The sequence below is a fragment of the Sphingobium sp. B7D2B genome (assembly GCF_025961895.1).
Taxonomy (GTDB): Bacteria; Pseudomonadota; Alphaproteobacteria; order Sphingomonadales; family Sphingomonadaceae; genus Sphingobium.
In genome coordinates this window covers 3,197,659-3,223,406 of the sequence record NZ_JAOQOM010000001.1, presented here as the reverse complement: position 1 = coordinate 3,223,406, position 25,748 = coordinate 3,197,659, and the positions used below count along the sequence as shown (strand labels likewise).

Annotated in this window: 25 protein-coding genes; 7 read left to right on the top strand and 18 right to left on the bottom strand. The window is 65.4% G+C overall.

Annotated elements, in window-relative coordinates:
* Nucleotides 1–12: 12 nt before the first annotated feature.
* From M2341_RS14915 to mbhE, 7 genes are all read right to left on the bottom strand, one after another.
* Nucleotides 13–621, bottom strand: coding sequence for an outer membrane protein (locus M2341_RS14915; protein WP_264585772.1), 609 nt, complete (start codon nucleotides 619–621; stop codon nucleotides 13–15).
* Between the two features lie 189 nt (nucleotides 622–810).
* Nucleotides 811–1,170 carry a monovalent cation/H(+) antiporter subunit G gene (gene mnhG, locus M2341_RS14910; RefSeq protein ID WP_264579765.1) on the bottom strand — a complete coding sequence of 120 codons (360 nt, stop codon included), beginning with the start codon at nucleotides 1,168–1,170 and terminating at the stop codon, nucleotides 811–813.
* Nucleotides 1,167–1,442, bottom strand: coding sequence for a monovalent cation/H+ antiporter complex subunit F (locus M2341_RS14905; protein WP_264577347.1), 276 nt, complete (start codon nucleotides 1,440–1,442; stop codon nucleotides 1,167–1,169). Before M2341_RS14905 ends, mnhG begins: the two co-directional genes overlap by 4 nt.
* Complete coding sequence (locus M2341_RS14900) at nucleotides 1,439–1,774, bottom strand: Na+/H+ antiporter subunit E (RefSeq protein WP_264577348.1); 336 nt, start codon at nucleotides 1,772–1,774, stop codon at nucleotides 1,439–1,441. The genes M2341_RS14905 and M2341_RS14900 overlap by 4 nt, the downstream gene beginning before the upstream one ends.
* A complete protein-coding gene (locus M2341_RS14895) occupies nucleotides 1,771–3,255 on the bottom strand; it encodes a complex I subunit 5 family protein (RefSeq protein ID WP_264585771.1) in 1,485 nt (494 codons plus the stop codon). The genes M2341_RS14900 and M2341_RS14895 overlap by 4 nt, the downstream gene beginning before the upstream one ends.
* Nucleotides 3,248–3,628, bottom strand: a complete 381-nt coding sequence (locus M2341_RS14890; protein ID WP_264585770.1) for a sodium:proton antiporter — start codon at nucleotides 3,626–3,628, stop codon at nucleotides 3,248–3,250. The genes M2341_RS14895 and M2341_RS14890 overlap by 8 nt, the downstream gene beginning before the upstream one ends.
* On the bottom strand, nucleotides 3,625–6,354 hold the full coding sequence (gene mbhE / locus M2341_RS14885) for a hydrogen gas-evolving membrane-bound hydrogenase subunit E (protein WP_264585769.1): 2,730 nt from the start codon (nucleotides 6,352–6,354) through the stop codon (nucleotides 3,625–3,627). Before mbhE ends, M2341_RS14890 begins: the two co-directional genes overlap by 4 nt.
* Before the next feature lie 145 nt (nucleotides 6,355–6,499).
* Between mbhE and bla the strand changes: the two genes are divergently transcribed.
* Complete coding sequence (gene bla, locus M2341_RS14880) at nucleotides 6,500–7,396, top strand: class A beta-lactamase (RefSeq protein ID WP_264585768.1); 897 nt, start codon at nucleotides 6,500–6,502, stop codon at nucleotides 7,394–7,396.
* 200 nt (nucleotides 7,397–7,596) lie between these two features.
* On the opposite strand, the gene M2341_RS14875 is transcribed toward bla, so the two are convergent.
* Both M2341_RS14875 and M2341_RS14870 read right to left on the bottom strand, forming a co-directional pair.
* Complete coding sequence (locus M2341_RS14875) at nucleotides 7,597–8,412, bottom strand: ferredoxin--NADP reductase (RefSeq protein ID WP_264585767.1); 816 nt, start codon at nucleotides 8,410–8,412, stop codon at nucleotides 7,597–7,599.
* Nucleotides 8,405–8,863: a hypothetical protein gene (locus M2341_RS14870; protein WP_264585766.1), complete on the bottom strand. Its 459-nt coding sequence runs from the start codon at nucleotides 8,861–8,863 to the stop codon at nucleotides 8,405–8,407. Before M2341_RS14870 ends, M2341_RS14875 begins: the two co-directional genes overlap by 8 nt.
* A gap of 409 nt (nucleotides 8,864–9,272) precedes the next feature.
* On the opposite strand from M2341_RS14870, the gene M2341_RS14865 reads away from it, so the two are divergent.
* Nucleotides 9,273–10,403, top strand: coding sequence for an aminotransferase class V-fold PLP-dependent enzyme (locus M2341_RS14865; RefSeq protein WP_264585765.1), 1,131 nt, complete (start codon nucleotides 9,273–9,275; stop codon nucleotides 10,401–10,403).
* 92 nt (nucleotides 10,404–10,495) lie between these two features.
* Here M2341_RS14865 and M2341_RS14860 read toward each other — a convergent pair whose 3' ends face one another.
* From M2341_RS14860 to M2341_RS14845, 4 genes are all read right to left on the bottom strand, one after another.
* Nucleotides 10,496–10,837 carry a hypothetical protein gene (locus M2341_RS14860; RefSeq protein WP_264585764.1) on the bottom strand — a complete coding sequence of 114 codons (342 nt, stop codon included), beginning with the start codon at nucleotides 10,835–10,837 and terminating at the stop codon, nucleotides 10,496–10,498.
* A gap of 142 nt (nucleotides 10,838–10,979) precedes the next feature.
* Nucleotides 10,980–11,582 (bottom strand): JAB domain-containing protein, encoded by a 603-nt coding sequence (locus M2341_RS14855; protein WP_264585763.1) that lies wholly within the window; start codon nucleotides 11,580–11,582, stop codon nucleotides 10,980–10,982.
* Between the two features lie 127 nt (nucleotides 11,583–11,709).
* Complete coding sequence (locus tag M2341_RS14850; protein ID WP_264585762.1) at nucleotides 11,710–14,232, bottom strand: ABC transporter permease; 2,523 nt, start codon at nucleotides 14,230–14,232, stop codon at nucleotides 11,710–11,712.
* An 11-nt stretch (nucleotides 14,233–14,243) separates the two neighbouring features.
* Complete coding sequence (locus M2341_RS14845; protein ID WP_264585761.1) at nucleotides 14,244–14,945, bottom strand: ABC transporter ATP-binding protein; 702 nt, start codon at nucleotides 14,943–14,945, stop codon at nucleotides 14,244–14,246.
* Between M2341_RS14845 and M2341_RS14840 the strand changes: the two genes are divergently transcribed.
* Nucleotides 14,944–15,699 (top strand): arylesterase, encoded by a 756-nt coding sequence (locus M2341_RS14840; RefSeq protein WP_264585760.1) that lies wholly within the window; start codon nucleotides 14,944–14,946, stop codon nucleotides 15,697–15,699. The genes M2341_RS14845 and M2341_RS14840 overlap by 2 nt on opposite strands.
* Before the next feature lie 389 nt (nucleotides 15,700–16,088).
* Here M2341_RS14840 and M2341_RS14835 read toward each other — a convergent pair whose 3' ends face one another.
* Nucleotides 16,089–16,844: a DUF5343 domain-containing protein gene (locus tag M2341_RS14835; protein WP_264585759.1), complete on the bottom strand. Its 756-nt coding sequence runs from the start codon at nucleotides 16,842–16,844 to the stop codon at nucleotides 16,089–16,091.
* A gap of 440 nt (nucleotides 16,845–17,284) precedes the next feature.
* Between M2341_RS14835 and M2341_RS14830 the strand changes: the two genes are divergently transcribed.
* Nucleotides 17,285–18,910, top strand: a complete 1,626-nt coding sequence (locus M2341_RS14830) for an NAD(P)/FAD-dependent oxidoreductase (RefSeq protein WP_264585758.1) — start codon at nucleotides 17,285–17,287, stop codon at nucleotides 18,908–18,910.
* Nucleotides 18,911–19,076: 166 nt separating this feature from the next.
* Here the strand turns inward: M2341_RS14830 and M2341_RS14825 are convergent, their stop codons facing one another.
* Both M2341_RS14825 and M2341_RS14820 read right to left on the bottom strand, forming a co-directional pair.
* Nucleotides 19,077–19,517, bottom strand: coding sequence for an aconitase X swivel domain-containing protein (locus M2341_RS14825; protein WP_264571294.1), 441 nt, complete (start codon nucleotides 19,515–19,517; stop codon nucleotides 19,077–19,079).
* Nucleotides 19,514–20,803 (bottom strand): aconitase X catalytic domain-containing protein, encoded by a 1,290-nt coding sequence (locus M2341_RS14820; RefSeq protein WP_264585757.1) that lies wholly within the window; start codon nucleotides 20,801–20,803, stop codon nucleotides 19,514–19,516. Before M2341_RS14820 ends, M2341_RS14825 begins: the two co-directional genes overlap by 4 nt.
* 202 nt (nucleotides 20,804–21,005) lie before the next feature.
* On the opposite strand from M2341_RS14820, the gene M2341_RS14815 reads away from it, so the two are divergent.
* Entirely contained in the window at nucleotides 21,006–21,821 is an 816-nt protein-coding gene (locus tag M2341_RS14815) for an arginyltransferase (protein ID WP_264585756.1), read from the top strand.
* 546 nt (nucleotides 21,822–22,367) lie between these two features.
* On the opposite strand, the gene M2341_RS14810 is transcribed toward M2341_RS14815, so the two are convergent.
* Nucleotides 22,368–22,856, bottom strand: coding sequence for a GAF domain-containing protein (locus tag M2341_RS14810; RefSeq protein ID WP_264585755.1), 489 nt, complete (start codon nucleotides 22,854–22,856; stop codon nucleotides 22,368–22,370).
* Between the two features lie 119 nt (nucleotides 22,857–22,975).
* Here M2341_RS14810 and M2341_RS14805 point away from each other — a divergent pair, with 119 nt between their 5' ends.
* Together M2341_RS14805 and arfB are read left to right on the top strand one after the other, a co-directional pair.
* Nucleotides 22,976–23,857: a hypothetical protein gene (locus tag M2341_RS14805; RefSeq protein WP_264585754.1), complete on the top strand. Its 882-nt coding sequence runs from the start codon at nucleotides 22,976–22,978 to the stop codon at nucleotides 23,855–23,857.
* 61 nt (nucleotides 23,858–23,918) lie between these two features.
* A complete protein-coding gene (gene arfB / locus M2341_RS14800) occupies nucleotides 23,919–24,341 on the top strand; it encodes an alternative ribosome rescue aminoacyl-tRNA hydrolase ArfB (protein ID WP_264585753.1) in 423 nt (140 codons plus the stop codon).
* 31 nt (nucleotides 24,342–24,372) lie between these two features.
* Here arfB and M2341_RS14795 read toward each other — a convergent pair whose 3' ends face one another.
* A complete protein-coding gene (locus M2341_RS14795) occupies nucleotides 24,373–25,704 on the bottom strand; it encodes a hypothetical protein (RefSeq protein ID WP_264585752.1) in 1,332 nt (443 codons plus the stop codon).
* Nucleotides 25,705–25,748: the final 44 nt, after the last annotated feature.

Here is a 25,748-nt window from a genome sequence, read left to right as displayed (position 1 = left end):
GAAAACGCTGGATCAGAACTTGCCGACGAGGCCGACCATGACCTGATGGCGCTGCATGCTGAGGCCGGTGTCGACATCGTCGAACTTCAGCTTGCCATAGTCGGAGAAGCGGTACTCGCCACGGATGCCGAAGCGGCCGAAGCTGTACTCAACGCCGGCACCGAGACGATAGCCGTCGAGATTGTCGCCGTCGCTGATGGAGTCGACGCCGTCGGTGTAGCTCACCTTGAGGCGGGCGTTGGTGTAGCCGGCCTTGGCGTAGATCAGCGCGTTGGGGGCGAGCTTGGCGCCAGCGCGGACGCCGACGTACAGGTCGCGCGCGGCTGACAGGGACAGCTCATCGCCCGTCACGAACTGGTCCGTGACCGATTCCTTGACCTCGGAGTCAGCGACTTCCGCTTCGACACCAACCACAGCGGAACCGAGATCGGCATTGTAGCCGAGGCTCACGCCATAAGCGAAATCATCGCTGCTTCCATTGTCGACGCCGTCGCTCAGCCGCACCGAGTCATAGCCGCCGAGGACCGCGAGGCTCAGGCCGGAGAAGGTGGGGCCTTCCTGCGCAGCGGCAGGGGTGGCAACAATCACGGCGGCTGCGGAAGCCAGAACAGCAAGTTTCATTGTATTTTCCTTGTTTTAATCTCGCCTTCTGCACGAGGCGGACGGGCCGCTTATGGAGCCCGGTTAACGGGGTCAACCTTCTCGTGGTTGCGATGCATCACTAGTGGCGCCGGATTGTTGCAGATATGCAACATATCTAGCCAAGCGAAACATAAGGATTTTTGTCCGTCCTCGGGCGGACGCTGAGGCCTAGCTGTCTCGCGTCAGCTCGTCAGGCTTGCCGGGTTGGCGCTCCAGTTCCTCACTGAGCGGATCATGCGCCAGCCCTTCCAGCCGCGTGCCGGAAACATAGGCAGCGCGGCCGAGCAACTGCGCGCCGATCGGGAGGGTAATGAGCAGGAACAGGATCGTCAGCCCGCTGGTCCAGTTCAGCTCCGCGACGTCGGCCGCCAGCACGACGCCGAGCAGCATCAGCGTTGCGCCCAGCGTGCCGGCCTTGGTGGCGCTGTGCATCCGCTGAAGGGGATCGCGCAGCCGCACGATGCCAATGGCGGCGATGAGCAGAAAGGCGGTGCCGGCAATCAGCAGGGCCATGGCGAGGATCATCATTGCCGCCTCCGCTTGCGTTCCAGGAACACGGCGAAGGCTGCCGTGGCGACGAAGTTGATCAGCGAGATGCCGAGCGCAATGTCCAGAAAGGCGCCGCGCCCGGTCGCCAGCGTGGTCAGCGCCGCGAACCCGACGGCGATGGCGGTGAGCATATCGAGCGCGACGAACCGGTCGGCAAAGCTCGGCCCGGTCACCATGCGCCAGCCGGCCAGCAGGAAGGCCAGTGCCAGCGGCACGGCGAGAACAGTGGTGAGCGTCGACATATCGATCATCGCTCCAACTCCATGATCCAGCGCTCGTAGATCCGCTTGAACCGCGCGATGGTCGTCGCGGCATCGGCGGTGTTGAGCACATGGACGTACAGGCTGCGCTGGTCCTCGGAGACATGCAGGCAGGTCGATCCGGGCGTGAGCGACATGAAATAGGCGAATAGGGCAACGGCCCAAGGCCGCTGCAAGTCCGTCTCCACACGGATGATCGCTGGGGCGGTGCGGATGCGCGGGGACAGGACAATCCTGGCGACCGCGAGCGAGGCGACGAGGAGATCCCACAGGAACATCGCGACCAGGGTCAGACCGGCGCGCAGGCGGCGGGCGGGCCTCATAAGCCGCCTCCGCTGACGGCGGCCAGCGCGCGGCTGGAGAGGAGTGAGAGCGTCCACAGGCTTTGTGGCAGTAGGCCGATGGCGATGGTCGCGCCGGAGAGGATCGCCATGGCGATCAACCCCGCCAGCGGCACCTTGCGCACCGGCTTGCCGCGCGGTTCCTTCCAGCAGGCATCGGACCAGAAGATGGACATGGAGACGATGGTCATCAGCCCGCCGATCAGCGCGATAATGCCCAGCCAGGCCATGCCTGCATCAAAGCTTTCGCGAATGACGATGAACTTGGCCCAGAAGCCGGAGAGGGGCGGGATGCCGGCCAGCGACAGCACCGGCACGGCGAGCACCAGCGAAAAGAGCGGGTTCGTCCGCGCCATGCCCCCAGCGCGGGTGAGATCCCAGCTGCCGCTCGCCCGGCGGATCAGGCCTGCGCCGAGGAACAGATTGGCCTGCACGATGATCGAGTGGACCATGTAGAACACCGCGCCGGCAATCCCCTCGCGCGTGGCGATCGCCAGCCCGATGTTCATGTAGCCCACCTGCGCGACGATATGGTAGGCGAGGATGCGCCGCATATCGGTGTGCGCGAGCGCCCCCGCGCAGCAGATGAGGATGGTCGCCGCTGCGATCCAGCCGAACACCGGCACCATCTGCGCGGCGCCGATGCCGCCTGCACCGACGCCGAACACCCCGGCGAAGACCAGCAGCAGCGCATAAAAGCCCATCTTGGTGAGCAGGCCGGCGAACACGGCGACGGCGGTGATCGGCCCGGTATGATAGGAAGCCGGCAGCCAGAGGTGGAAGGGAAACAGCCCGGCCTTGAGCGCGAAACCGGTCATCAACAGAGCGGTCGCAGTGGCGGAGGCGAAGCTGGGCGGGCGGCTGGCGAGCGCAGTGGCGGCCGCGCCGACGTCCAGCGTGCCGGTGATCCCGTAGATCATGCCGACGCCGAGCAGGATGAAGGTCGCCGCCAGCATGGAGAAGCTGGCATAACGGATGGCGCCGTCGATCTGCGCCGGGCGGCGGTCCAGCGTCAGCAGGCCCAGCGCGGCGATCAGCGCCAGCTCGAACCAGACGTAGAGATTGAACAGATCGCGGGTCAGGAACGCGCCGTTCACCGCGCCGGTCATCGCCAGCATCAGCGCGTCATAGCCGGCGCGGCGGCGGCGCGGGCCGACGTCGACCAGCGCGTAGATCGCGGCAGCAAAGGCGATGAGCGCTGTGACGACCACCAGCACCAGCCCCGGCATCGTTGCCGAGAAACTGATCGAGATGCCGTGCGGCCAGCCGCCGAACACGGTGAGCGGCACCAGATTGCCGCCATTGGCCTGCACGAACAGCAGCAGCGAGACGACCAATAGCAGGCCGTTCGTAATCAGGCCGATGGCGCGGGTGAGCGCGATGCGCGCGCGCAGGATGAGCACCAGGGCCGCGCCGATGAAGGGCAGGATGACGGGCGCGGGCAGCAGCAGCGCATCAGTCATCGGTCAGTTCCCGCTCCTGCGGCGTGCCCAGCGCCTCGGCGGAATCGACGTTGCGCGCATCGATGCTATGGCTGTGGCGCCAGGCGCGCAGCACCAAAACGGCGAGCATCACCGTGAGCGCGAAGCCGATGACGATCGCCGTGAGGATCAACGCCTGCGTAATCGGATCGGCGGACTCGCCCAGCGCGCGCTGGCCTTCGCCCACAATGGGCGGCTGCCGGCTCTGGATGCGCCCGGCAAGGAAGATGAGGATGTTGACCCCCGACGCCAGCATCGAAAAGCCAAGCAGCATCTTCACCAGATTGCGCGAGAGGATCATGTAAAGCGCGCAGGCGATGATGCCTGCGCCGACGGCGCCATAAAGCAGGGTCATCGCGTCGCCTCCCGCTGGAGGCCGAAGTGGAAGGCCAGCACCGCGCCGAGCACCACGAGATAGACGCCCAGATCAAAGATCAACGTGGTCGAGAGGGCCGGGATGAGGCCGCCCGGCTCCCACCAGAGATGCGTCAGGAATGGCTCGCCGGTTATCAGGCCGGGCAGGCCAGCGAGCAGCACGCATAGCATGCCCAGGCCCACCAGCGTCAGGGTGCGCAGGCGCAGCACGCGCTGGGCGTGATTGACGCCATAAGCCAGTGCCAGCAGCGCAAAGCTGAGAGCCGCGACCAGCCCGCCGACGAAGCCGCCGCCTGGCTGGTTATGACCGCGGAACAGAATGACCAGCGAGGCGAGCAGCAGCAGCAGGCTGATCCAGCGCCCGGCAACCTGCAGCGAGAAGTGGACCGGCTCGGGACCGGGCACCGGCCCTTCACTGCCCCGGCTGCGCAGCAGCGAGCGCGCCATGACGGCCGCAATGGCAATCACGATTGTCTCGCCCAGCGTATCGATGGCGCGGAAATCCACGAGGATGACGTTGACGACATTATGGCCGTGCGCCGCCGCGAGGCTCATCTGACCAAAGAAGTGGCTGGCGGCGGACACATGTTCGCGCGCGGCCATGTCCATCACCGCCAGGAACAGCAGCGCGCTGATGCTGGTTGCGAGCAGGGCATCGCGCTTGCGCATGGCGCGGGTGCGGGTCGCCGGGCTGGCGAGCGGTACGGCCAGTAACAGGGCGGAGAGCAGCACGACGAGCAGCGCTTCGACGGTGAACTGGGTGAGCGCAAGATCGGGCGCGCCGTTCATCAAAAAGGTAATCGCGGCGGCAAAGCCGGCAAGGCCGGTGGCGATCATGCCGCTGAGCAACGTATTGGCGCGAGCAGCGGCAATGGCTCCGCCGAGCCCGATGAGCGCGACCAGCGCCTCGCCCGGCCGGAAATCGCCGGGGAATGGGATGTCAGGCGCGACGCCGGCCTTCGCGACCGACCAGGCGATCAGCAACCCGGCGCCGCCGACCACCGCCAGCAGATAGCGGCGCAGGTCGCCATGCTGGAGCGCGTCCGTCAGCTTGCGGGAGGAAAGGATCAGGTTGCGCAGGCTGATTTCCCACAGCGGCTCGATCTCATAGGTGTTGAACTGCTTGGTCTGCCGCAGCCAGATGTGGATCTTGCGCCAGAAGGCCACGATCAGCGCGCCGATGGAGACCACGACAAAGCTCAGCAGCAGCATCGGCGTGAGGCCGTGCCACACGGTCAGGTCCACCTCCACGGCCCGACCGTAGACCGAGGCGACCGCCGGGCGGATGGCGACGCGCGTGATCCAGTCCGGCGCGAGGCTCATGAACAGGCCAGCGGCGGAGAGCAGCAGCGGCGGCATCACCAGCGAGAAGGTCTCGCCATGCTGCACCTTGTTCACCTTGCCGCGGCCCATGAAGAACGGACGCAGCGTCACCACTCCGGCCACGCCGACCATGACGGCGTTGACCATCACGGCGATGGCCAGCGGGATGACTTCCCAACTGCTCTCCAACTGCGCCTGGAACAGGAATTCCTTGGAGATGAAGCCGATGAACGGCGGGATGCCGGCCATGGAAAGGCTGGCACCGAGGCAGGCCAGCGCCGTCAGCGGCAGATGCCGGGCAAGCCCGCCCATGGCGCGCAAACTGTAGAGGCCCGTCGCGTGCAGCACCGATCCTGCGCAGAAGAACAATGCCGCCTTGTAGAGCGCGTGCGCGAACAGGAAGCCGATCATCGCCACCGACGCCGCCGGTCCGTCCAGCCCGACGAGCAGCACGAGAATGCCGAGTGATGCGACCGTGGAATAAGCCAGCGCGGATTTGAAGTTCTCGGCCCGCAGGGCCTGCAACGCGGCGACGAGCATGGTGACGCAGGCCACGGTAATCAGCGCGCCCCGTCCCCAGCTTTCCGCGCCGATCACCGGCTCGAACCGGGCGAGCAGATAGATGCCGAGCTTCACCATCGTCGCCGAGTGCAGATAAGCCGAGGCGGGCGTTGGCGCCTGCATCGCGTTGGGCAGCCAGAAGTGGAACGGGAATTGCGCGGACTTGGTGAAACCCGCGATCAGGATGCACACGACAATCGCCGTGCCCCACGGGCTGTCATGCAATTCGCCAACCCGCGCCACCGCCTGCGCCATGGAGTAGGTGCCGAGCACATGGCCGATCATCGCGACGGCCATCAGCAAGGCGAGACCGCCGAACGCCGTCACCTGCAGCGACATCAGTGCCGCCCGGCGGGCGCGGGCACTGCGCCCCTCGAAACCAATGAGGAGGAAGGAGAGAATGCTGGTCGCTTCCCAGAAGACGAGGAAGACGAGCAGGTTCTCGGCCAGCACCGCCCCCAGCATCGCGCTGAGAAAGAGCAGGATGTAACAGAAGAAACGGGCGCGTTCGGCCGGCGACTTGTTGGTGAGATAGCCGCCGGCATAAATCGTCACCAAGCCGCCCAGCCCGGTGATGAGTAGGCAGAGCAGGAAGGAAAAGCCATCGAGCCGCAGCGTGAAATCAAGGCCGAGCCAAGGTGCCCATTCCGCCGCTTCCCCCTTGACCCAGCCCCGTTCCACGAACTGCGCCATGTTTACGAACGCCGCGAGCAGGCCGAAGGGGAAGAGGGCGATCACCATGCCCGCACCACGCCCAATGACGTAGGCCAGCAGCGGCATCAGGCAGGCGCCGAGGAAGGAAATCAGCAATATCGTCAGCATCTACCGAACCTAATGCACAGTTTTGCCTTGTGATGCAGCACCCAATAGGCCGTCCTGGCGAGTTTTCTCGCTTAGCATGCCGGGCAACGCGCGGCGCAGTCAGGAAGGGTTGGCGAAACCGGTGCGTCCCGCTTACCAAAGCCGAATGATGGATCGTCGCGATTTTGCCCTGGCTATGGGCGCGAGTGTTCTGCTGGCCGGCTGTGCCGACAAGCGGGAGGGGATGAATGACCCGGTGGCCCGCCTGCAGGCGATGGAGCGCGCGATCGGCGGCAGGCTGGGCGCGCTCGTGCTCGATACCGGCAGCGGACGCAGCTTCGGCTGGCGGACCGACGAACGCTTCTGTCACTGCTCAACCTTCAAATTGTCCTTGGCGGCAATGGCCCTGCGTGAGAGTGACGCCGGGCGCCTCGATCTGGCGGAAGAGCTGAGCTTCAGTCAGGCGGACCTCGTCGCCTACGCGCCCATGGTGGAAGAAAATCTGGCCAAAGGGCGCTTGCCGATCCTCAGCTTGGCCCAGGCGATCCAGATCACCAGCGACAATGCCGCCGCCAACATCCTCATGCGCCGGCTCGGCGGCCCGGAAGCGTTGACCCGCTTCTGGCGGGAGATTGGCGACAGCACGAGCCGGCTGGATGGCTATGAGCCGGAGATCAATGTGATCCCGCCCGGCACCGAGCAGAACAGCACCACGCCAGCGGCAATGGCGCAAACCGTGCGCAAGATCGTACTCGGCGATGTGCTCAGCGCCGCCAGTCGCGATCGGCTGCGGGACTGGATGGTGCAGACCCAGAGCGGGCGCAATCGCATCAGGGCCGGCATTCCCGCCGATTGGCAGGGCATGGACAAGACGGGCACCGGGATGCGCCAGGGCGTTGGCAACAAGACCAATGATCTGGCGGTGTTGGTCCCGCCGGGCGGGCGCAGTCCGCTGATCGTGATCGGCTATGTCGAGACGCCGACCTTCGCCGAAGATGTCCGGCCGCAAGACGAAGCCGCCCTCAAGGCATTAGGTGCGCTTGCGGTGAGTTGGGCCGCCTGATCGCCACAGGTCGGCGAAGCCACGTTCAGGCCACCGACTTTGCCCTCGTCATTCCCGCGAAAGCGGGAATCCAGGTCAACGCGTGCGCCACGAAGCAACGCCGCAAATGGATTCCCGCTTTCGCGGGAATGACGAATGTGGGTGGTTGAGCGGTTGATGCTGCCGGCCAGTGTCAGTTCTCGCCGAGCGATCTACGCAATCTAATCCACGAACGCCCGCTCGATCACATAATCCCCCGGCTTGGCATTCGAGCCCTCCTCAAAGCCCAGCGCGTCGAGGCGGGCGGAGAAGTCGCGGATCATCGCCATCGATCCGCACATCATCACCCGGTCGGTTTCCGGGTCCAAGCGCGCCGGGCCGCTCAGGCCGCGGAACAGCGTGCCGTCGTCGATCAGGGCATCGAGCCGCCCCGTGGTGCGGAAAGGCTCGCGCGTCACCGTGGGGCAGTAATGGAATTGCAGCAGGGCCTGATCCTGAACCAGCGGATCGCCGGCGAGTTGGCTTTCCAGATCGGTGCGGCATGCCAGATCGGCGACCTTGCGCACGCTGTGCGCGAGCATGACCTGGCCGAAATACTCATAGACGTCCGGATCGCGCACGAGGCTGAGGAAGGGTGCGAGGCCCGTGCCGGTGGACAGCAGGAACAGGCGGCTGCCGGGCCGCAGGGCGTCCATCACCAGCGTGCCGGTGGGCTTGCGGCCAAGATAGAGGCTGTCGCCGGGCTGGATCTTGCACAGGCGCGAGGTGAGCGGGCCATCCTCGACACGGATCGAGAGAAATTCCAGTTCCTCGGCATAAGCGGGGCTGGCGATGGAATAGGCGCGCAGCAGCGGCCGCCCATTCTCACCCGGCAGGCCGAGCATCACGAACTCGCCGGAGCGGAAGCGAAAGCTCGCCGGCCGCGTGATCGCGAAGCTGAAGAGATGGTCGTTCCAGTGCTTCACCCAGCGAACGGATTCCACGCTGAGTGCGCCGGTCGGCTTGAGCTCGAAGCCGTGATGGGTCATGTCATTCATTGGGGAACCTTACAGTGGCGGGATCGAACATGGGCAGCGCGGGCCAGAGTTCAACCGTCCGTAGCGCCGCGCCGAGCGAATCCAGCGCCATACGCAGCGCCGGGGCGCCCTCGGGCTGCACGACAAGCGCGACCGTCGCGGGCGTTCGATCCGCGTGCGCTCCACCCGGCAGGCGGATCAGGCTGAGCAGAAGCGCCTCGCCATCGCTGAGCCGGGGGCAATCGACATCCGCAAAGGACAGCTCCTCGCGCGCGTGACGGTTCAGCACCGCCATCATCATGTGGAAATGCGGGAAGCCGGCCATGAGATCCGCCTTGTGAAAGGCGGGGCCGACATCGCCGCACGGGCAGCGCCCGCAAGAGACCGCCTTTGCCCAATGCCGCATGGCCCAGACGAGCAAACGGCCGCCACGATCAAGCGAGGAAAGCGGGCAATCCAGAAACGCATACATGGGCAATCTCTCCCGTGGCAGGCAGGGGCGATGGCAGGCGGCGCTGGCTCCGGCAAGGCAAGCGCGCATATCGCCGGTGGAAGGACGTCCCCGGCCTGCTGCACCTGCAGGCCGGGAACGTCCGCGCCGCGCGAAGAGGGGTTCGCGCGGGTGAAGGCGTTGCGACTGCATCATCTGCTAATGACAATGAATCGCATTAACAGCGTCATGCCGATCCCTGTGGACGTCGTCAAGCGCGATCTGCATCTTTCGCTTCATCCGAGCGCCGAGCGGTGATGCGAAGGATCAACTGGCATCCCGCACCATGCCCCGCTATGCGCGGCCAGCGGCGATTGCGTGGCATCGAGTCAGCGCCGTCGCACGAACGGGCAGCATCAGGATGCGCTGCCTGAAGCAAGGAGAACCATCTATGCCCGCCCTGCGCCCCGATATCGATCCCGATGGCCTGCTCGAATATTCGGTGGTCTTCACGGATCGCTCGCTCAATCACATGAGCCAGGCTTTCCAGGGCGTGATGCGCGATATCCACGCCACCTTGTGCGAAGTCTACAAGGCCGAGCGCGCCGTGGTCGTCCCCGGTGGCGGCACCTATGCGATGGAAGCAGTCGCCCGCCAGTTCGCCACCGACGAAACCGTGATGGTCATCCGCAACGGCTTCTTCTCCTATCGCTGGACGCAGATTTTCGAGGCGGGATCGATCCCCGCGTCGGAATCGGTCATGAAGGCCCGCCGCATCGGCAATGGCGGCGCGGACCAGCCTTTCGCGCCCGCGCCCGTCGACGAGGTCGTCGCGGCCATCCGTGCCGAGCGGCCCGCCGTCGTCTTCGCCCCGCATGTCGAGACCGCGTCGGGCATGATCCTGCCGGACGATTATATTCGCGCCGTCGCGGACGCGGTGCATGAGGTCGGCGGCCTCTTCGTGCTCGATTGCATCGCATCGGGCTGCATCTGGGTGGACATGGTCGCGACCGGCGTCGACATCCTCATTTCCGCCCCGCAAAAGGGCTGGTCCGCGCCGCCGTCGGCCGGGCTGGTGATGATGAACGCCGCCGCGCTGGAGCGCTGCCGCGCCCGCCAGTCGACCAGCTTCGCGATCGATCTCGCCAAGTGGAACAGCATCATGGAAGCCTATCTGAACGGCGGCCATGCCTATCATGCCACCATGCCCACCGATGCCCTGCGCACCTTCCACAAGGCGATGATGGAAACCAAGCAAATCGGCTTCGAGACGCTGCGCGCCGCGCAATGGGACCAGGGCAATGCCGTGCGGGCGATGCTGGCGGAGCGCGGCGTGCGGTCGGTCGCCGCCGATGGCTTTGCCGCGCCGGGCGTGGTCGTGGTGTTCACGGAGGATGCCGCGATGCAGACCGGCAAGCCCTTCGCCGCGCTCGGCCTGCAGGTCGCCGGCGGCGTGCCACTGATGGTGGATGAAGGCCCGGATTATCGCAGCTTCCGCATCGGCCTCTTCGGCCTCGACAAGCTCAAGGACGTGCCCGCCAGCCTCAAGCGGCTGGAAACGGCGTTCGATCAGCTGTTCTGAGCTGGTCCGTCAGCCCTCTCCTGGAACAGGAGAGGGTTGGACTGGGCTGGAAATCAATGCTGCTCTTCAACGGAGTGAGAGCAAAAGGGGGCCTATTTGGAACCCACGCCATTGCGGACGATCAGCTTTCCATTGTCTTCCGCGATCAGAGCTCTGTCGCCGTTATAGCGAATATGGCTGCGCGCCATTTTTGCACATTCGGCGTCATGATTGATTTGGCGCGCGACCCATCGTTTCCAGGCAGGCTGCTGCAAAGCCCGGCACTCGGCTTCATAAATGCCGCAACTATGGGCGGCCCGCATTTCTTTGATTAACAGCAGCCAACGACTTCGATCTTTCGGAATGCCCTCCTCTGGAGGCTGGCGGTCATAGTCCACACGGTCTTCTGGGCTTTCCATAAGCCGATCATAGCGATCACTTTGTTCACTGCCCATGCCTTTTCTGAGATATTGCTGTGGGCCACAGAGCATCAAAGTGGACTGACTGCATCCCCAGCAGGTTCTGCCAGCCGACATGGCCTGAAGCCGCTTCCTTCAGCCGTGCCAGGCCTGCGAGCCATTGCCGCAACCCCGCCCGCTACAACAGGCCGTGTTCGGCGAAGCTGAAGACGGCCTGACCGGCAAAAACCCAGTGGTCTGCGACATGAATGTCCAAGGGGCGCGCCGCTTTGCAGATTTGGTCCGTCATGATCCGGTCGGCCTTGCTGGGTTCGGCGATGCCGGAGGGGTGGTTGTGGGCAAGAATGATGTGCGCCGCCCCGAGGATGATCGCGGTCATGACGATTTCGCGGACATAGACCGGGGTGCTGTCATATCCCCCGGACCAATGAGTACGGCTCTCGATGACGTGTTTGAGCTGGCTCAGATAGACCACATGGAAGTGCTCGATCCGGCAATGCCCGATTTCCGCAGCAAGGTGACGCTTCAACTTTTCGACATCGAGGGGCTGCGTGGTCTTCAACGCTTCGGATGCCAGCACGCTGAGATGAAGGCTCCGAAAGTCCTTGATCGCGCGTATCTGCGCCTCCGAAGCGCCCCGCAATTTGAGGACGTCCGGTGGAGCGTGGACCAGCTCAGCCAGCGAGGCGAATTGCCTCGAAAGCTGCTTTGCGATCGCCCATGGCCGCGGCAGGCCGTAGAGCGAAAAAAGACCTGTCAAAAGGCTCAAGGAATGCTTCATCGGCCGTTTGATGATCCGTTAAATGGTCATGCTTCTGAGATGCATTAACCATAAGAGGGACCCTAGGTGCCTGTAAAGCGGACTTATGTCTACAATTGCACATAAGTTGTGGACAAAATGCCGACCCTTACAATTCCCGCAGCGCCCGCGAGGGCCGCAGCGACATCAGTGGGATTGATCCGGCCAGCCCGATGCCCAGCGTGATGATCGCGCCGCCCGCCAATGTCGCCAGCACCACGCCCCAGTCCGGCGCCCAGCCAAACTCGAACACCTGTACGATGACATACCAGGCCGCGCCCATGCCGAGCGCCAGCGAAACCAGCGCCAGCGTGGCGGCGAGCAGCGCATATTCCATGGCCTGCGTGCCGAGGATCTGCCAGCGCGTCGCGCCCAGCGTCTTGAGGATCACGCTGTCATAGCTGCGCGCCTGCCGCGAGGCGGCGATGGCGCCAATGAGCACCGCGACGCCCGCGAAGATGGCGATGGAGGCCGCCGCCACGATGGCGCCGGACATCTGCTCCAGCAGCCCGCTGATCTGCTCCACCACTTCGGCCACCGCGATCACCGAGACGCCCGGGAAAGCAGCGAGCAACTCGCGCGTCACGCCCGCGCCTTGCGCCTCGTCCATGGTAATGGTGGCGGTGAGGCTGTGCGGCGCACTCGCCAAGGCGCTGGGCGAGAAGACCATGACGTAATTAAACCCCATGCTGTCCCAGTTCACCTTGCGCAGCGAGGCGATTTTGGCCTCGATCTCGCGGCCGAGCACGCTCACCGTCATGCTGTCGCCGATCTTGAGGTTGAGGGTCTTCGCTGCCTCTTCGTCCAGCGAGATGAGCGGCGGACCGGCATAATCGGGCGTCCACCACTGGCCCGCGACCAGATCGCTTCCCTCCGGCAGCGTCGCGCTATAGGTCACGCCGCGCTCGCCGCGCAGGAACCAGGCGCCCTCGGGCAGTTCCTCCATGTCGGCGACGCGCTGCCCGGCATAAGCCACGATGCGCCCGCGCAGCGCCGGCACCACGTTCAACTCCGCCGCCGGCGCCTCTTTCGCTACGATTTGCCGGAAGCGCGCTTCCTGATCGGACGGGATATCGAGCACGAACTGGTTGGGCGCCTTCTTTGGCACCGTCCGGTCGATCTCGGCGGTGAGGCTGGTCTGCACGCCCGCCAGCGTCACGAACAAGGTGAGCGCAAGGCCGAGCGCGATGACCAGCGCGCTGGTCTGCGCACCGGGGCGATAGAGATTGGCGATGGCGAGGCGCCACAGTGGTCGGCGCGGGCGCGGCACCCGTCGCGCAACCGCGCTGATCCCCCAGCCGAGCAGCAGCAGCAGGCCGAGCACCGCCGCCGTCGCCCCCAGCACTGCAGCCGAGAACAAGGGCTCGCGCGCCGTGCCGAGCGCAATCGCCAGTACCCCCAGCACGCCCAGCACCACGCCCGCGACGCTGCGCCGGTCCAGCCGGCTGCGCGGCTCGACATGCGCGCGCAGGATCGCGGCGACCGGCAGCGTCCGCGCCCGGTCGAGCGGCGGCAGGGTGAAAATATAGGCGATCAGCAGGCCATAAGCCGCGCTCGTGATGAGCGGCAGCGGATGGATGCGGAAGCCCGGCTGCACCGGCAGCACATCTCCCAGCACGGCGATCAGCGCCGGCGGCAGCAGCGCGCCCGCGATCAACCCGCAGGCAATGGCGATCGCCGCGACCGTGCCGATCTGCATCAGATAGATCCGCTCGATATCCGCCGAGGTTGCCCCCAGCACCTTGAAGGTCGCGATGCCGCCACGCTTGATCGCGAGATAGGAGGAGACGCCATTGCTCACCCCGATGCCCGCAATCACCAGCGCCGTGAGGCCGATGAGGCTCAGGAACTGCCCCATCCGCTCGATGAACCGGCTGGTGCCCGGCGCCGCATTCTCCCGGTCGCGGAACGACCAGCCCGCCTCGGCCTGCTCGTCCTCCAGCCGCTTGCGCAGCGCCTCGACATCGGTGCCCGGCGCCATGCGGACGCGATATTTGCTCTCATAGAGGCTGCCCGGCTGGATCAGCCCGGTGCGCCGTAGCCCGTCGAGCGAGACGATGGCGACCGGCCCGAGCGTAAAGCCTTCGCCCACCCGGTCCGGCTCCTCGGCGATGATGCCGGCGATGGTGAACATCGCGGTGCCATAGCGCAGCGCATTGCCGGGCTTGATCTGCAGCCGCTCCGCCAGCGCCTCGCCGATCAGGATGCGGTCGGCGGCCAGCGGCGCATAGGTCCCGGTGCGGAGCAGCAGCTTGCCATAGAGCGGATAGGCGCCATCGACGCCCTTGAGTTCGGTCAGCACCGCAGCCGGGCTATCGGTATCGCCGGCCCCCACTGCATTCGCCATGGCCCGCAACCGGATTGTCTCGCTCATCGTCCCCAGCGCGCGTAGCGTCTGCTTCTCGGACTCGCTTGCCTCGCGCTGGCTCATCCGTGCCTCGATATCGCCGCCCAGGATCGTCTGCCCCCGTGCGGCAATCTCGCTGGTGATGGAGGTCGTCAGGCTGCCGATCGCCGCCAGCGTCGCCACGCCCAGGAACAGGCAGACGAACAGCAGCCGCAGCCCGCGCAGGCCGGCGTTTAGATCGCGCCGGGCAATGGACCAGCTCGCCCGCAGCTCCAAAGTCCTCATGCGCGCCGCCCTCATGCGGGCGCGCCCTCCACGATCAGCCCGTCGCGCATTTCCACGATGCGGTCGCAGCGCTGCGCGAGATCCGGGTCGTGGGTAATGATGATCAGCGTCGCCCCGCTCGCCTGCTGGCGGGTGAAGAGCAGGTCGATGATCGCCGCGCCGGTGTGCCCGTCCAGATTGCCCGTCGGCTCATCGGCAAAGATGATCTGCGGCCCCGGCGCCACCGCGCGCGCAATCGCCACGCGCTGCTGCTCCCCGCCGGAAAGCTGGGCGGGATAGTGGTCGATGCGATGGCCAAGGCCCACCGCCGTCAGTTCCGCGCGCGCTCGCGCAAAGGCGTCCTCAAGCCCCGCCAGCTCCAGCGGCACCGCGACATTTTCCACCGCCGTCATCGTCGGCAGCAGGTGGAATGCCTGCAGCACGATGCCGATCTGGCCGCGCCGCGCCCGCGCCAGCCCGTCCTCATCCAGCGTGCTGAAATCCGTGCCCGCCACGCTCACGCTGCCGCTGCTCGCCTGCTCCAGGCCGGAGAGCACCGCCATCAGCGAGGACTTGCCCGATCCCGAGGCGCCGAGGATCGCAATGCTCTCCCCGCGCATTATGTCCAGGTCCACGCCCTTGAGGATATCCACCTTCGCCTCGCCCGTACCGAGCGAGAGGGTGACATTGCGGGCGCGGATCGCGATATGGGAGGCATCGATGGGTGCATGCATGCGGAAAGGGCCTCGCGTGGCAAAGACGTTTACTCGTTATGGTGTCTCACTGCTGCTTGTCCAAGCACTGCTCGCCTGTTCTCCACAAAGTCCCGACACTCAGGGGGATGCCAGTGCCGGCAATAACGCCGCCGCAGCCCTCTCCAATACGGCAAATGCCGCTAACGCCAGCAGCGCCCCGGTTGCGGACCGCAAGCTGGTCGTGGTGTTCGGGGATAGTCTTTACGCCGGCTACAATCTTGGGCCACGCGAGGGCTTTGCCCCCGTGCTGGAGCGCGCGCTGGAGCGGCAGGGCGTGCCCGCGCAGGTGGTCAATGCCGGCGTCTCGGGCGATACCACCGCAGCCGGCCGCCAGCGCCTCGCCTTCACGCTGGATGGGCTGGAGCGCAAGCCGGATCTCGTGATCGTCGGCCTCGGCGGCAACGATATGCTGCGCGGCCTGGAGCCGAAGGAAACCCGCGCCAATCTCGATGCGATCCTCGCCGAGCTGCAAAAGCGCGGCATCCCCACCATGCTCACCGGCATGGTCTCCGCCCCCAATATGGGCGCCGACTACGCCAAGGCCTTCGATCCGATCTTCACCGACCTCGCGAAGAAATATGACGCGCCGCTCTACCCCTTCTTCCTCGATGGCGTGATCGGCAACCGCACCCTCATGCTGGCGGACGGCATCCACCCCAACCCGCAAGGCGTGGAGAAGATTGTGAGGCGGGTTGGGCCGTTGGTGGCGGGGGTGTTGAAGGGGGAGGAGTAGGAGTAGCCCGCAATAGCGCGACGGCCCCGCCACTCAATACGTCATGCTGAACTTGTTTCAGCATCCATTTTGCCGGATTGCGCTTGTCTCGATGTATTCGGTCAAGCGTGGTACTCGGTTGGCAACTCGGACTACGCCGACAGTAGTAGACGGATTTTCAGGATTTTTGTATATACGCACATCGGCGCGCCCCGATTGGACTGGAAGCGCGCCGAAGCTCTTATCCCTTGTGGAAGGGGACAGGGTGACGTTGGGCGTCAGCCCCTCGCCGGTAATCTCCGGGTCATGGACCACATGACGCACCTCCTTTCGCTCGGCGATGAGCCCAGCGCGCACGCCGTGGAAAGCAATGCGCTGGGCAAGAACATGAAGCGGCGACGGGTCATTGATCAGTCGCCGTTTTCTTTGTCATCAGCGACCGTTTCGGCTTCCGAGACAATTTCGAAGGCAAAGTCGAGCATCACTGGAAACGCGGTCATAAACTTGTCTCGCTGCGCCTGCGTCCACCGGCCATTGGCGGGAAGGCTGGCTAGTAGGCCGGCGATTGCAGGCGGGACGGAGCCGGGGAAAGCGGGTGTGCGCATGTCTTGGGGAGGTTGGCGCTGCCCGGAAAGTGCCCTAACCGAGGTCCTTTGGGAGTTGCTAATACCCGGCTTGGATTTCGTTGCGCCGCTTGCTTGCGCAGTACGTTTCGGCGGCGGTAACGCTTTTGCTCTTGGTGGCATTACCCCGGCGGCTGTGAACAACCCCATGAACAACGTAACCATCCGTCCCTGTTGTCCAGTAGGAATGTACTTCCGAAAGGCGTCGCGCATTGCCACTTCATCGTCCGTAGTCGGATCGACATATGACAAGGCATCAGCATAAGCGCCATTCAGCCACTCGGAGAGGCGCTGCTGATACTCTGCTGTGGGTGCAAGACGGATGCCCTCGAACACTTCACTTGGCCGACCGTCATCGGTCAGAAGATCAAGCGTTTTCAGAGCTTGAAGGGTGCGAGGAATAAGGCTGTCTGAGATGCCAGCTCGAGCCAGAACGTCCGCGTCGACCACGGGGGGGAGGCCTTTGTTGCGATGACGCTCAATAAGCTCCAAAATTGCGGAGGCCGGAGCATACGGAGCTGGCTGATCAACAGTAACCGGCATGGCATATAGCCTCTAAATCATTTGGTGACGCATCCCATAAAGGCTTGAACGAACATCGTCAATACCCTGTCCGATTGGCATTGGTTACAGGTACATGCAGATTTGATCGGGTTATCATCATGATAAATAGGCGAAAAATAACATTACGATACGTAAGTATCGATGGCCGCTTAAATCAGGATGTCGATTGTGAGTGGCTGCGAGAGGTTGTTCACAGCTGTTCCGGCGGGTGGCTGGCGGATTCGAAGCGCGGCGGGCGCTGCTGATCCGCAGTAATGCCCACTTGGTACGCGACGCAGTCGAGCGGTAAACAGGCCAACGTTGCCGCATGGCTCGGCCCGGGCCGCGTCGACCGGCACCTGAGACTTCGTCCTATTTTATGAACCGGCGCCCTCAACACCCCCATTCCCCTCCCGCCCCACACGCGCTAGGGCGGCGCGATGATCCGCCTGACCGGTCTCACCTTGCCCCTCGATCACCCGGAAGATGCGCTCGCGCCCGCCATTGCCGCGCGCCTTGGCATTCCGCAGGCCGATCTGCTGAGCCATGAGGTCGTGCGGCGCGGCAATGATGCCCGGCGCAAGAGCGCGATCCTGCTCGTCTATTCCGTGGATGTCGCGCTGCGCGACGAAGCCGCCGTGCTGGCGCGGTTTGCGGGGGACAAGGATGTGCGCCCGCGCCCGGATACGGATTATCATTTCGTCGCCCGCGCGCCGGAGGGCTGGTCCGGCCTGCGCCCGGTCGTCATCGGCGCCGGGCCATGCGGGCTGTTCGCGGGGCTGATCCTCGCGCAGATGGGTTTTCGCCCGATCATCGTGGATCGCGGCAAGGTGGTGCGGGAGCGGACCAAGGATACCTGGGGCCTGTGGCGCCGCTCGCAGCTGAACCCGGACAGCAATGTCCAGTTCGGCGAGGGCGGGGCGGGCACCTTCTCGGATGGCAAGCTCTATTGCCGGGTGAAGGACCCGCGCTTCCTCGGCCGCAAGGTGCTGGAGGAGTTCGTCCGCGCCGGCGCGCCGGAGGACATCCTCACCGAGGCGCATCCGCACATCGGCACCTTCCGCCTCGTCACCATGGTGGAGAGCATGCGCCGCACCATCGAGGGGCTTGGCGGCGAGTATCGCTGGCAGACGCGGGTGGACGGGCTGGAGCTGGATCGTAGCGCGGACGGCAACATGGCCCTGCGCGGGCTGCATCTGCACGATGGCAGCTTTCTGGAGGCCGATCATGTCGTCCTCGCGGTCGGCCACAGCGCCCGGCCGACCTTCGAGATGCTGCACGAGCGCGGCGTGTTCATCGAGCCCAAGCCCTTTTCGCTCGGCGTGCGCATCGAGCATCCGCAGGCCTGGGTGGATGAGGCGCGCTACGGGCGATACGCCAGGCATCCGGTTCTGGGCGCGGCGGCCTATAGCCTCAGCCATCACTGCGCCAACGGGCGCACCGTCTACAGCTTCTGCATGTGCCCCGGTGGCCGGGTGGTCGCGGCGACCTCCGAAGAAGGGCGCGTCGTCACCAATGGCATGAGCCAATATTCCCGCGCCGAGTTCAATGCCAATTCGGGCCTCGTGGTGGGCATCGATCCCGCCCGCGATTATCCCGATGGGCCGCTGGCGGGCATCGCGCTGCAGCGGCATTGGGAATCGCTGGCCTTTGTCGCGGGCGGCTCCAACTATTGCGCGCCGGGGCAGAAGGTGGGCGATTTCCTGGCCGGGCGCGCCTCCACGGAACTGGGCAGCATCACCCCCTCCTACAAGCCGGGCGTCAAGATGACGGACCTCGCCACCTGCCTGCCGGAGTTCGTGCTGGAGTCCTTCCACGAGGCGATCCCCGCCTTCGGCCGCCAGATCGCGCGCTACGATCATCCCGATGTGGTGATGACTGGCGTGGAAACGCGCACCTCCTCACCGATCCGCATCACCCGCGGCAAGGATTATCAGAGCCTCAATGTCGCGCGCCTGTTCCCCGCCGGCGAGGGCGCGGGCTATGCCGGCGGCATCCTCTCGGCGGCGATGGACGGCATCAAGGTCGCCGAGGCCGTGGCGCAGAGCATCATGGCGCGGCGGTAAGGTAGCGAGCCGAAGCCTGCGCGGATAACCTCACACTTCGTCATTCCCGCGAACGCGGGAATCCAGGTCAGCGCTTGCGTTATGGGACAGTGTCGAAGCTGGATTCCCGCGTTCGCGGGAATGACGAGGGATGAGGATCAGGGGAAGGCCGACCCGCACCCGCCGTTCACCCGGGCTTGCGATCCCAAACCGTAATCGTCCCGGCATCGCCATCCACCCGCACCCAGTCGCCGGTACGGATGGCATCCAGCGGGTCCTGGTCGCACTCGGTGACCGTCGGCGTGCGCATCACCACGGCGCCGAGCGCGGCCTTGGTGGTCATGATGTTGAACACCATCGCCACCGGCGAGGCGCCGCGCAGCTTGGACATGTGGAAAATGCTCGACCAGCCCGAGGAGCCTTTCGCGCCGGGGAAGACTAGCACCTTGCCTGCAAAGCTCTGGCCCTTCAGCTCATGGCGGCTCTCGATCACCGTGCCGCTCATCGGGTTGACGCCGCCCCAGCCGGAGATCGTCTCGCGCGTCACCAGCGCCTCTCCCTCGGCGATGCCCGGCACCACGGCGCGACCGCGGATGATGAGGCGGGGCTTGTCCAGAACGTCGCTCATGCCAGGGCTCCTTTCCACTTGCCGGTACAGGCCGCATCCACGCAGTCGGCAGTGGTGCCATACCAGCCCTCGATGCCCATCATCGCGGGCAGATAATGCACCTGCTTGGCGCTATCGAGCGCCGCGACCTTGGTGCCCTGGGGCACCGCCTGGCTGATCGCCGAGCAGGTGTCGGTCATCAGGTAGGCGCCGGCATCGCGCAGGATCCTGGAATAGCCATTGGCGTCCGCCGTCGCCTTCACCGCGCGGCTGGTGAACACCCACAAGGCGCTGTTGGCGCTCACCTTGCGTCCCTCGATCAGCGCGCAAACCTGGGCGATCTGCTCGATGGAATAATGCGGGCAGCCGAGCATGACATAATCGACATCCTCGCTGGAGCCCACGCTGTTCAATGTCTCGTAGATGCGCCGCCGCGCCGCCGCGTCATAGACGAAGCGCTCGCCCTTGGCTGCTCCGCCGAAGGCCGTCTCCACGCTTGGCGCCTCGGGGGTGATGCCGACCATGTGATACATCTCGACGCCGCCGGACGAGGCCGCGGCCGCGCCGAAATGCTTGTGGCGGATGAGGCTCGCCTCACTGATGTCGCCGGTGATGACGGGGATCGTGTCCTGCACGGCATCGCCGACGAAATAGCCGAGCATCCCCCATTCGAAGATGCTGTCGACCGGCACCTGCACGTCCACGCTATGCTGCCCCTTGCGGAAGTCGTCGCGGTGGAAGCCCCAGTCGGGAATGCGCTTGGCCAGCATCGCGGCGCTGGTGGATTCGCGCCCCTCGCAATTGGTCCGCGCGCCGATGACGGAGTTGGCGAACACCACCGCGCTCGATTCCATCCACGCGCAGTGCTCGCCCATCACCGGCACGTTGCCGGCGAGATAGGGCGTGCAGGTCTTGAGGATCTGGATACCGTGGGCGGCGACTTCCGCCTCGTCAGAGACGAAATTGTCGTGCGCCTCCGTCGTCATGCCCTGCTCCTGCCAGAGCGTGGGGTCCATGCCGCCCTGCAGATGGCACGAAAAGGCGTTCATGCGCGGCACTTCCACAACTTCGTCGCTGTCGAGATCGAAGCGGGAAAAAACGGCGCGATAATCTCCGCCATCTGCGGCATAATAATCCTTCACCCATTGCGGGGCGGAGCCGGGCACGCCGGCAACGTTGTTTGTCTCGACGAAACGCTCCGCGCCGAGCGCGTCGGCATAGCGGATCAGCAGTTCCATGGCCTTTTGCGTCGCGGCGCCGGACTCTCCGTCCAGCATGGCTTGTTCGGCATCGGTCAGCATAACCATGGCAGGCTCTCCATTATTCGTTACCTTACTATCGATCAGGATGGCGCGAGAAGCAAGGCTCGTGATTGTCGCGCAGCGCGAAGCCCCGCCCCATCGGGCACAGAAAAATCCGTGGTAAATGCTCTTTTCACACTGGGGGGATAGAGGCATAGTCTCTTGAGCCATTGAATCACGGGCCTTTGCCGGGCCGCTGGGAGTTGATGTGAGCGCTGCTTTCCGCTTTCCGCGGTTCTTCATGACCAATGCCGGACCGTGCCCCTATCTACCCGGGCGCACGGAGCGGAAGGTGTTTACCGAACTCACCGGTGAGCACGCGTCCGAGCTCAATGACGCGCTGGGCCGCATCGGCTTTCGCCGCAGCCAGAACGTCGCCTATCGCCCGAGCTGCGCGGATTGCACGGCCTGCGTCTCGGTGCGGATCGTGGCGAACGAATTCAAGCCCAACGCCACCCAACGCCGCCTCGTGCGCCGCAATAGCGATCTCGTCGTACGGGCGTGCAAGCCTTGGTCCACCGACGAGCAATTCTCGCTGCTCCAGCGCTATCTCGCCGCCCGCCACCCGACTGGCGGAATGACTGAGATGGACGAGATCGATTTTGCCGACATGGTCGAGCAGACGCCGGTCGAGACCTATCTTATCGAATATCGCGAACCGGGGGAAGACGGCCGCCCCGGTCGGCTGATCGGCGCCTGCCTGACCGACAAGCAGGGCGACGGGCTGTCGATGATCTACAGCTTCTTCGAGCCGGAGCTGGAAGGCCGCAATGGCCTCGGCAGCTACATCATCGTCGACCACATCCTGCGCGCCCAACGCGCCGGCCTACCCTATGTGTACCTCGGCTACTGGGTCGAAGGCTCGGACCGGATGAATTACAAGGTCCGCTATCAGCCGATGGAAAAGCTCGGCCGTGCCGGCTGGGAGCGGCTGGTGCTGCCGGCTGGCCAGTCCGATGCCCCGAATGCCGGCCGCCCGGAACAGAGCCTTACCCGCGACCACGAGGGGCGCGTGCTCAAATAATCGGCCTGCGGCCGTCTGGAGGGGCTTGTCGAGGGTGCGCGGCGACTTGCGCTGGGAGGGGCGCCAATGGGGAGCAGGTAGGCATCTCCGACCTTCACCGTTCGTGCTGAGTAGGGTCTGAGTAGCGCCGCAGGCGCAATCGAAGAGCCGTATCGAAGTATCCCCGTGCATGGGCAGTCCTTCGATACGCCGCTTCGACAAGCTCAGCGGCTACTCAGGACGAACGGAGGTTCGGGCTGCATTGGCGTCGTGTCAGCAAGGGCAGCTTTCGCATTTACAATCGAAAAGCCGCCCTTTCGTGCAAGAGCGCCTTGTGTACACCACCCGTCCATAAACGCTAAGGGTCCGGCCGCTCGAAAGCTGCCGGACCCCTGCTGGAAAGCCCCCCGGTTCCAGTTCGCTCGGGGCGTGCGGCCGCGATGTTGCGCCTTGCGGTCATGCGCCTTGGTGCGAGCGATAAGGGGAGGCTATCAATGCCTTAGCGGCTTGGCGAGTCCGCTCGCCCCGTCGCGCGTCCCAAAGTGGATCAGCCGAAAGGCCCGTGCGTCAGCCTGCCAGAGCGGGGGCGATTGCTGCGCAGAGCGCGTCCAGCCCGGCGGCGTCGGCCTCGTCGAAGCGGGCGGGGCGGGGACTGTCGAGATCGAGCACGCCGATCAGCGCGCCCTTATGGATCACCGGCACGACCAGTTCCGATGCGGAGGCGGCATCGCAGGCGATGTGGCCAGGGAAGGCGTGGACATCCTCGACGCGCTGGACCTGCCGGGTCGCCGCAGCCCTACCGCACACGCCGCTGCCCAGCGCGATGCGGATGCAGGCAGGCTTGCCTTGAAACGGGCCGAGCACCAGCACGTCATCCACCAGCCGGTAGAAGCCGGCCCAGTTGAGGTCCGGGACATATTGCCAGATCAGCGCCGCGACATTCGCCATATTGGCGATGGCGTCCGGCTCGCCCTCGGTCAGCGCACGGGCCGCAGCGAGGAGATCGGCATAAAGAGCGGGCTTGTCGCTGCCCGTTGCGGGAGAAAAATCGTACATGCCTGCCCATTTAGGCGCCGCTTGTCCCCCGCGCCAGCCTCTTGGCTCTTGCGGATCGGGCCGCCGCATGGTCTTCAGGCGCAGGATTATCGGGCGGTTAACGAAACGGGGAAGCAGCCATGGAGCCGATCGGGCAGGCAGGCGTGAGCGAAGCGGAGGAGATGCGGTTGCTGGGCCGGGACGTCGGGCGCCGTGGCGTCGAGCGGCTTGGCACCGGCATGACGCGCTTGGTGGAGGAGACCTCCGCGCTCTATCGCTGGGCGCTCACGATGCTGGTTCTGCTGAATGCAGGCGGCCTGTGCCTGAGCCTGCTCGCGCGGGACAGCCTCGGGCCGGATGCCCTCCCGCAAGTGGCGCTCACCTTCTTCGGCGGCATGATGATGGCGCTGCTGGCGTCGCTCGTTGGCCTGGCGCTCACGGTCCCACTGGCTGGAGCGATGCGGCGAGCGATGACGGATTGGACCGAGGTTTCTCTCTCCGGCGAGCTGAGCGATGCGGCGACGACCTCCGCCCGCCACGTCCGCCGGATGGGGACGGTGTGGATCGCCGCAATGGGCCTGGTCGGGCTGATTGCGCTGGCGCTGTTTGCGGCGGGGGCGCTCATGCTCGGCGAGCGGCTGGGCGCCTTCGGTCCCTCGAGCGAGCCCGCCGCTGCGGTGGAGAGCGCGGCGCCCCAGGCCGCTGCGAACAGCACTGCGCCCGCCAGTCCTCTCCCTGAAGCAGCCGCGCCGCCGGTTTCGGCTGTTGCGCCTGCGCCCAGTGCTGCCGCGCGCCTGGCCCAAAACCAAAAACAGGCGCAGACACGCGCCGCACCGCCCGCATCTGCGCCCGCCGCGAGGACCGAGCGGCAGGCCTCAACGGCGCCGGCCAGATCCGCGCCTGCACGCACCACATCGCAGCCCGCGTCTGCGAATCCCGCCCCGCCTCCCGCCGCGTCCTCGCCTTCGGTGCCGAGTGAGGCGCCGCTACTGTCTCCCGGCGCCCCCACCACCGGAAACTGATCGTCAGGCACGGCAGCGATTGGCTCTTGCGGCCGTGCCCCGTGCCGGGTGATGAGGGGCCATGCCGCGCATCCAGATCACGCGATCGATCAGCATCGATGAGGACGAGCTTCTCGAGAGCGCCACGCGCGCGTCCGGGGCTGGCGGTCAGCATGTCAATACCACCGACAGCGCGGTCATTCTGCGCTTCGATGTCGCCGGTTCGTCGTCGCTGCCGGAGGCGGTTAAGGTGCGCCTCGCAGCGCTGGCGGGCACACGGATGACGGGGGAGGGGGTGCTCATCTTGCGCAGCGAAGGCTCGCGCTCGCAGTTCGAGAACCGGCGCGAAGTGCGCCAGCGGCTGTGCGATCTGATCGCGCAGGCCACCATCGTGCCCAAGAAACGCAAGCCGACCAAGCCCACCAAAGCCTCGCAGGTGCGCCGTGTCGAAGGCAAGACCAAGCGCGCGTCGGTAAAAGCCGGGCGGGGGAAGTGGCGGGAGTGATGGCCTGCGAGGTCATCCGCCCCCTGTCGGATCACATTTTCACGCAGCCCCGCAAGGCCGCGCGCAGCGCCATCGTCGCATTGCTGAGCGATGCCTCGCCCTCCAGCCTGCCGTTGATCCGCAGCATCGCCGTTCCTTTCTGCTGGGTCAGCAGCGGCACCAAAGGTGTGCCGGTGATGCCGCCGATCCAGTGGGTGCCGTTGGCGCTGCCACGCTGGACGGGAATGTTGACCAGACGGCCGGCGAAATTCCAGGTCATCGTCAAGGCGTTGCCGGCGGTCGGCTTGTTGAGCAGCATCGCCATATAAGGCTTCCCGCCCTCGCAATAGAGGCTGAGGGCTTCGATGTTGGGGGATGCTGCGGCGCTGACATAGGCCATGGGCGCGCGCCCGGCGACGGGCACGACTTCCCACGGCGTGCCGGGCAGGGCCACCGCCGTCTCGGGCGGACTGTTATCAAGCAGGGTCTTGATCTCGGGCGCGACGGGCAGCCGTGTACCGGTGGCGGGGGCGTAAACGCTCAGCTTGCCGCGTTCCCACAGGCCCACCTGCACCGCCCGCCGGGCGGGGTCGATCATGATATAGGCCTGCTCCTCGCCGCCCTTGTGCTGGGCGTTGCCGGAGAGATAATAATAATTCCCGACGCGCTTGAGCGAGGTGACGACCGAGAGATTGGTCCGCAGCACGTCCATCTTCGGCCCTAGCCGGGCCTTGAGCGCCGCCGCGACGGCGCCGCGATCCAGCAGATCGATATTATCTTTGGCGTAGCTGCCCGGATATTTGCCCACGAGGCTGGCGAGGTTCGTCCATTCCGCCGGGATGCCCTGCACGGCGGCGGCCGGTGCTACCGCTGGTCGCGGTGGCGTCGGGGCTGGTCTGCCGACGGCCGCGCTGCCCTTGCAGAGCATGAACAAACCGCCTGCCGTAAAGGCGGCATGAAAAGGGTCAGGTCTCTGACCGCGCATCAGATTGTCCTCGAACCGGATGACCCCGGCCTTTTCGTCATCATTGACGTACATATAAACGCGCCCGGAGTCGCTGGGGCTGATCGGGAACGGCATGAACACGGCCGTGATCCCCTCATAGCTCGGCCCCATGAAGCTCACTGCATATTCGACGCGTGGCGGCGTGACGGTGCGGCCATGGGCGCGGAAGGTCATGCCCTTGTCGTCGATCGTGACGCGGGGCTCCCCGCTGCAATCGCCGCGCGGCGCGTAGCTGCCATAGATGTGATCGAGGCCTTGGCCCTTAAGACTGGCGATTGTCAGGGCCTGCGTAGCGCTCCCTTGCAGCGCTAGCGCACAGGCAGTGACGATCACGCCGTACCGGCGCGATGCGATTTTGGAAATGGTTGGAAAGGCCATGTCTACTCCCCCACGAAGTTGACGCCTTCCCTCAGACGAGCTGA